The sequence below is a fragment of the Ensifer adhaerens genome (assembly GCF_002007205.1).
In the GTDB taxonomy this organism is placed as follows: domain Bacteria; phylum Pseudomonadota; class Alphaproteobacteria; order Rhizobiales; family Rhizobiaceae; genus Ensifer; species Ensifer adhaerens_D.
In genome coordinates, this window is the sequence record NZ_LAZS01000002.1 from 38775 (window position 1) to 45379 (window position 6605).

General features: G+C 62.8%; 3 protein-coding genes. 2 read left to right on the forward strand and 1 reads right to left on the reverse strand.

Features of this window, described 5'->3' with window-relative positions; genetic code table 11:
* The first annotated feature begins 4 nt into the window (after window positions 1–4).
* On the forward strand, window positions 5–1024 hold the full coding sequence (locus tag XB14_RS01930; RefSeq protein WP_077959942.1) for a saccharopine dehydrogenase: 1020 nt from the start codon (window positions 5–7) through the stop codon (window positions 1022–1024).
* 240 nt (window positions 1025–1264) lie between these two features.
* Entirely contained in the window at window positions 1265–3871 is a 2607-nt protein-coding gene (gene clpB / locus XB14_RS01935; protein ID WP_077959943.1) for an ATP-dependent chaperone ClpB, read from the forward strand.
* Window positions 3872–3954: 83 nt separating this feature from the next.
* Here the strand turns inward: clpB and XB14_RS01940 are convergent, their stop codons facing one another.
* Window positions 3955–5922 carry a M23 family metallopeptidase gene (locus tag XB14_RS01940; RefSeq protein WP_077959945.1) on the reverse strand — a complete coding sequence of 656 codons (1968 nt, stop codon included), beginning with the start codon at window positions 5920–5922 and terminating at the stop codon, window positions 3955–3957.
* Window positions 5923–6605: the final 683 nt, after the last annotated feature.

The window sequence follows — 6605 nt, forward strand, 5'->3', positions numbered from 1 at the left end:
GAAGATGTCGAGCAAGTTTCTGCCCGTTTTGATTGTCGGCGGTTCCGGTGTCGTCGGGTCGCAGGCCGCAAGGATCATTCGTCGTCTGCACCCGACGTTGCCGATCGCGATCGGTGGCCGCGATCTTGGCAGGGCCGAAGCGGTCGCACGTGAGGTTGGCGGCGCGGTCGGGGTCAGCGTCGACCTCAGTCGCCCGGATCTCGGCCTTGGCGATGCGCCCAGCTTCAGCGCCGTCGTCATCTTCCTGAAAGACGAAAAGCTGAGTTCGATGCGTTACGCCCAGCGCCACGGCATTCCCTATATCAGCCTATCGAGCGGCACCTTCGAGGTCGGTCCGGAGATGGCGCAGTATATCCACGCGCCGGACAGTGCGCCGATCCTGCTCGCCAGCCACTGGCTCGCCGGCGCCGCCATCTTCCCAATCCTCGACTTTGCGAAAGCCTATGAGGCGATCGACACGATCCGCATCGGCGTCTTGCTCGACGAAGAGGACATGGGTGGGCCGGCAGCACTTGCGGATTACAACCGCATCACCGGCCTTGCGCCGGCGGCACTGACGGTCAGGGATGGCAGGTTTCACTGGGCGGGCGGCGAGGATTCCAAGGCGCGTTACGTCAGTGTCGACGGCGTCGAACTCGATGCGGCCGCGTATTCGCCCTTCGACGTCATGGCGCTCTCGGCGCGCACCAACGCCAGCGATATCCGGCTGGATCTAGCCTATAGCGTGTCCGCGAGCAGGCGGCGTGGCGAGCCGTTCTCGACGGAGATCGCCATCGATATCAAAGGCCGCGACAAACACGGCGAACTGGTCGACCGTCGCTATGAGATCGTGCACCCTCAGGGCCAGGCCCCACTGACGGCGCTTGGCGTCGCCCTTGCGGTCGAGCGCATGCTCGGCCTTGAAGGAGGGGCCGCCCCGACGCCGGGCCTCTATCTGCCGGAGGTCCTGATCGAGCCGGCCTACTATGTGCAGCGGATGAAGGAATTCGGCGCGTCCTTCGCCGAGCGAACGCCCGCGGCATAGACGATCCCGCGGCCGCGTTACCCTTTCGGTGCGCGGCCGCCTCGCGGTTGCAGATTTCCGTCTCAGGAGCGTCGGGAGGCTCTTTAATTTCCAAAATCGCTGCCCCATATTCGCTTCGGACGCGTTGATCCGACGCAAAGCGGGGATCGCGCCACACTGACAGGCTTGCCGAATGCGGGAGCCTGATCCTGAAACACCGACGGGTGCCATGATGGGCCTGCCGGGCTATGGAGGTAGAGTATGAACATCGAAAAATATTCCGAGCGCGTGCGCGGTTTTCTGCAGTCGGCGCAGACCTATGCGCTGGCGCAAGGACACCAGCAGTTCACGCCGGAGCATGTGCTGAAGGTACTGCTCGATGACGACCAAGGCATGGCCGCCTCGCTGATCGAGCGGGCCGGTGGTGATGCCCGCGAAGCGCGCGCCGGCAATGACGCAGCGCTTGCAAAGCTTCCCAAGGTTTCCGGCGGCAACGGTTCCGTCTATCTGTCGCAGCCGCTTGCGCGGGTGTTTTCGAGCGCCGAAGACGCAGCCAAGAAGGCCGGCGACAGCTTCGTCACCGTCGAGCGCCTGTTGCTGGCGCTGGCGATCGAAAGCTCGGCTGCCACGGCTGCCGTGCTGAAGAAGGCCGGCGTGACGCCGACCAAGCTCAATCAGGTGATCAACGACATCCGCAAGGGCCGCACCGCCGACAGCGCCAATGCCGAACAGGGTTTCGACAGCCTGAAGAAATACGCGCGCGACCTGACGGCCGATGCGCGCGAGGGCAAGCTCGACCCGGTGATCGGCCGCGACGACGAGATCCGCCGCACCATCCAGGTGCTGTCACGCCGTACCAAGAACAATCCTGTTTTGATCGGTGAGCCCGGCGTCGGCAAGACCGCGATCGCCGAAGGTCTGGCGCTGCGCATCGTCAATGGCGACGTGCCGGAAAGCCTCAAGGACAAGCGGCTGATGGCGCTCGATCTGGGCGCGCTGATCGCCGGTGCGAAGTTCCGCGGCGAGTTCGAGGAGCGGCTGAAAGCCGTGCTCAACGAGGTGCAGGCCGAAAACGGCGAGATCATCCTGTTCATCGACGAGATGCACACGCTGGTCGGGGCCGGCAAGGCCGATGGCGCCATGGACGCCTCCAACTTGCTGAAGCCGGCGCTTGCGCGCGGCGAGCTGCATTGCGTCGGCGCGACCACGCTCGACGAATACCGCAAGCATGTCGAAAAGGACGCGGCCCTTGCCCGCCGGTTCCAGCCGGTCATGGTCGAGGAGCCGACGGTCGAAGACACGATCTCCATCCTGCGCGGTCTGAAGGAGAAGTACGAGCAGCACCACAAGGTCCGCATTTCGGACTCGGCACTGGTCGCCGCCGCGACCCTTTCGAACCGCTACATCACCGACCGGTTCCTGCCGGACAAGGCGATCGACCTGATGGACGAAGCGGCTTCGCGGCTGCGCATGCAGGTGGATTCGAAACCCGAGGAGCTCGATGAACTCGATCGACGCATCATTCAGCTGAAGATCGAGCGCGAGGCGCTGAAGAAGGAAACGGACGTCTCGTCGAAGGATCGGCTGGAAAAGCTCGAGTTCGACCTTGCATCCCTTGAAGAGCAGGCGTCGGCGCTGACGGCTCGCTGGCAGGCGGAGAAGCAAAAGCTCGGACGTGCCGCCGACCTCAAGAAGCAGCTCGACGAAGCCCGCAACGAACTGGCGATCGTCCAGCGCAAGGGTGAGTTCCAGCGCGCCGGCGAATTGACCTACGGGGTCATTCCGAAGCTCGAAAAGGAGCTCTCGGATGCCGAAAGCCAGGAAAACGCCAACGCCAACCCGATGGTGCAGGAGGTCGTGACCCCCGACAACATCGCGCACGTGGTTTCGCGCTGGACCGGCATTCCGGTTGACAAGATGCTGGAAGGCGAACGCGACAAGCTGCTGCGGATGGAAGACGAGCTTGCGAAGTGGGTGGTCGGACAGGGCGACGCCGTGCAGGCGGTATCCCGTGCCGTCCGGCGTTCGCGCGCCGGCCTTCAGGATCCGAACCGGCCGATCGGCTCGTTCATCTTCTTGGGCCCGACCGGCGTCGGCAAGACGGAGCTTACCAAGGCGCTGGCCCGCTTCCTCTTCGACGACGAGACCGCGCTGATGCGTGTCGACATGTCGGAATACATGGAGAAGCACTCCGTTGCCCGGCTGATCGGCGCGCCTCCCGGCTATGTCGGTTACGAGGAAGGCGGTGCGCTGACCGAGTCCGTCCGCCGGCGGCCCTACCAGGTCGTGCTGTTTGACGAGATCGAGAAGGCGCATCCGGATGTCTTCAACGTGCTCCTGCAGGTGCTCGACGACGGCCGCCTGACCGATGGTCAGGGCCGCACCGTCGACTTCAAGAACACGATGATCATCATGACCTCGAACCTTGGGGCCGAATATCTGATCGGCCTCGGCGAGAACGAGGACAGCGATGCGGTTCGCGACCAGGTGATGGAGGTTGTCAAGTCTGCCTTCCGGCCCGAGTTCCTGAACCGCGTGGACGAGATCATCCTGTTCCACCGGCTGCGCCGCTCGGAGATGGGCGCGATCGTCGACATCCAGCTCGAAAGGCTGCGCAAGCTGCTTGCCGAGCGCAAGATCACGCTGGAACTCGAGGACGATGCCCGCGCATTCCTGGCCGACAAGGGCTACGACCCGGCCTATGGCGCGCGTCCGCTGAAGCGGGCGATCCAGAAGTACGTTCAGGATCCGCTTGCCGAGAAGATCCTGCAGGGCGAGTTCCCGGATGGGGCGACCGTCAAGGTGCTCTCGGGCTCCGATCGCCTCAACTTCAAGCGCGGGGCGGCGCCGGACAAGGAAGCCGCCTAAGTCGGGAATAGCACAAATCAAGAGGCCGCCCTTCGGGGCGGCCTTTCTGTTTGTGCAGATTTTCGAGAAGGGGAGGGGAGCGCTTAATTGCTCGCGACTTCTGCGCCGGTGCCGTCCTTGTCGAGCAGTTCGTCGATGCGGTCGCGTTCCTTCTCGAACTTCGCCAGCGCGTCGCCGGAAAGCGACTTGCCGCCGGGCAGGCGGATGCGCAAGGGGTCGACCTTGTTGCCGTTGACGATCAGCTCGTAGTGCAGGTGCGGTCCGGTCGAAAGGCCCGTCGTGCCGACCCAACCGATCACCTGGCCTTGGACGACCTTGTTGCCGACCTTGACGTTCTTGGCGATGGCGCTCTGGTGGTTGTAGGAGGATACGTAGCCGTTGGCATGGCGGATCAACGTCTGATTGCCATAGCCGCCGGAGTCCCAGCCGGCCTTTTCCACGACGCCGCCGCCGGCGGCGATGATCGGCGTGCCGCGAGGGGCAGCCCAGTCGACGCCGGTGTGCATGCGCGAGAAACCGAGGATCGGGTGGCGGCGCATGCCGAAGCCCGAGCGGAAGTGGCCGTTCGGTACGGGGTTGCGCAACAGGAACTGGCGGATGCTTTTGCCGTCCTGGTCGAAATAGTCGATCGTGTTGTCGCTCGGATCCTGGAACCGGTAAAACGCGGTAACGGCATCGCCGAACTTGGCACGAACATAGAGCAACTCGGAATCTTCCGTCGCCATGCCGCGTTCGTCGGTCACGGAGAAGAAGGCTTCCAGCGAATCCGTCGGTTTCAACTGGGCCTGGAAATCGACATTGCTGGCGAGCAGCTTGACGACGAGGCCGACCATGTCGGCGCTCATGCCATAGGAAAGTGCAGCCCGGTAGATACCGTCATAGACCCGCGGCAGATCGTGGCTGCTGGTCATGACCGGCGCGCCGTTGTCGTCGAAGGCGGTGGCAACCGCGTCGAGCCTCGGTGGCTCGGCGCCGGGCACGAAACGGCCCTTGTCGTCGACCGCCATCGTCAGCACATGCCGGTTGCGCGAATAGATCGTGGCCCGCACGATGCGTGCGTCCTGTCCCTTTTGCGTCTCGCCGTTCTGAATGATGCCGATGCGCAGGACATCGCCTTCGGAAAGTTCGCTGGCGCCGAGCGCCTGGCCGAGGTAGCTGGCGGCGTCCTCGGCCTGAGCCTTGGTATAGCCGGCACTGCTCATGACGACCGCGATGTCGGTCTGGCGCCGCACCGGAATGATGTCGTCGGCGTATTCGGTGGTTTCCTCGTCGATCGTCTCGTAAGCGGCGTCGCTCTTGTTCTGCTCGACGATGCGGGCGGTCAGGCCCTGGAGAAGGTCGAGCCCGTCGTTCTCCGAGGCGAAGCGCTGCGGATCGACATAATAGAGCGAGGCGACCTGGGTGCTGCCCTCCGTCAGGACGGAGCCGTTGGTGCGGACGTTTTCCTCGACCTCATCGAGCGACATCGAACTGTCGAAGGTGGGGCCGCCGCGCAGCGGGAAGTCGACGGTTTTCAGCGCCACCTCGGAATCGACATTCGAGCCGTAAAGCGTGCCGGTTCGCGAGACGGGGGACTCTTCGTCGGCCTCTTCGGTCGAGAAGATCGCCAGAGGATCGAAGTCCGGATAGCTTTCCGAGGCCTGATGATTGGCGGCCAGCGCCATCTTGACGTGAACGAAGGGCTGCTTGCGCACCACTTCCTTCTCGCCGTCATGGGTCATTGTCGAGACTTCCATGACCGTCTTGTCGGCCGGCTTGGCGACGAGCTTCGGCGACAGAATGCGACCGCCGCGAACGGCGACCGCTTGCTCGTCGCCGTTTGCGCCCGCATCGAGTGCGGCGTAGGCTTCGGCCGGGATTGCGAGTTGCTGGCGTCCGTCAAGCGCTGCAAAGAGCGCGACACCCATCAAGAGGCTCGAGGTGATCCCTGTAAGGAAGGTGCCCGATAGCCAGCGCAAAGAGATCTCGCGCCTGTCGGGCGCGCGGCGGCCATGCGCAAGGATCGGTGGCTGATCGCCAAGCGACCTGGCCATGTTCTTGTCGGTGATCATGCCGAACTGAGTGTCCCCGATTTCTCTAACCGTATTCTTGCCTGCGATACGTTGCGCGAAGATGTGCATCTTTCAGGCAACGGAGTCAAATCACGGGGGAGGGGGCGAAGTATAAGATTATACCCGCCTGGGCACGCTCTCCCGCGCGAGGACACTCGCGAAGCATCGTTCGCTTTCGCTTAGATCGGCCGATTGTGAAAAAGTGAGGGCCAAAATGTGTCTCCACAGGTCCAGGAGAGGGGGCAAAACTTTTTTGGGGGCGCAAAGCCCTGGGTTTCCGGGCTTTGTCAGAAAACTGTCATTTTTTTTCCAAATTGGCTGTTGACGTGTCGGATGTGTGGGGTCTATAAGCCCGATCACTGACGAGGGCGGCGGCGCTGCTGGCGACGACGACCTTCGCTCTAGAGTTTCCTGGGTTGGCTGAGGCTGATTTGAGGGGTCCGGGACGAGAGTTCTGGGCTTTGTGGAAACGGTTTGACGGACGGTGAGTTCGTCGGTTTTTTGACAATTGAATATAGAGAAAGAGAAACGTGGGCGGCGGAGCTCGTGAGGAACTCTAAGGAGTTCTTTCAGAAAGAGACTTTGGCGGTCACGTTTTAACAAGAGACAACACCAGTTTTCTCGGTTCGGATTTAGGTCCGGGTCGATTGAAAATGGGTGTGAGTTCTCGTCGATTCAGAACG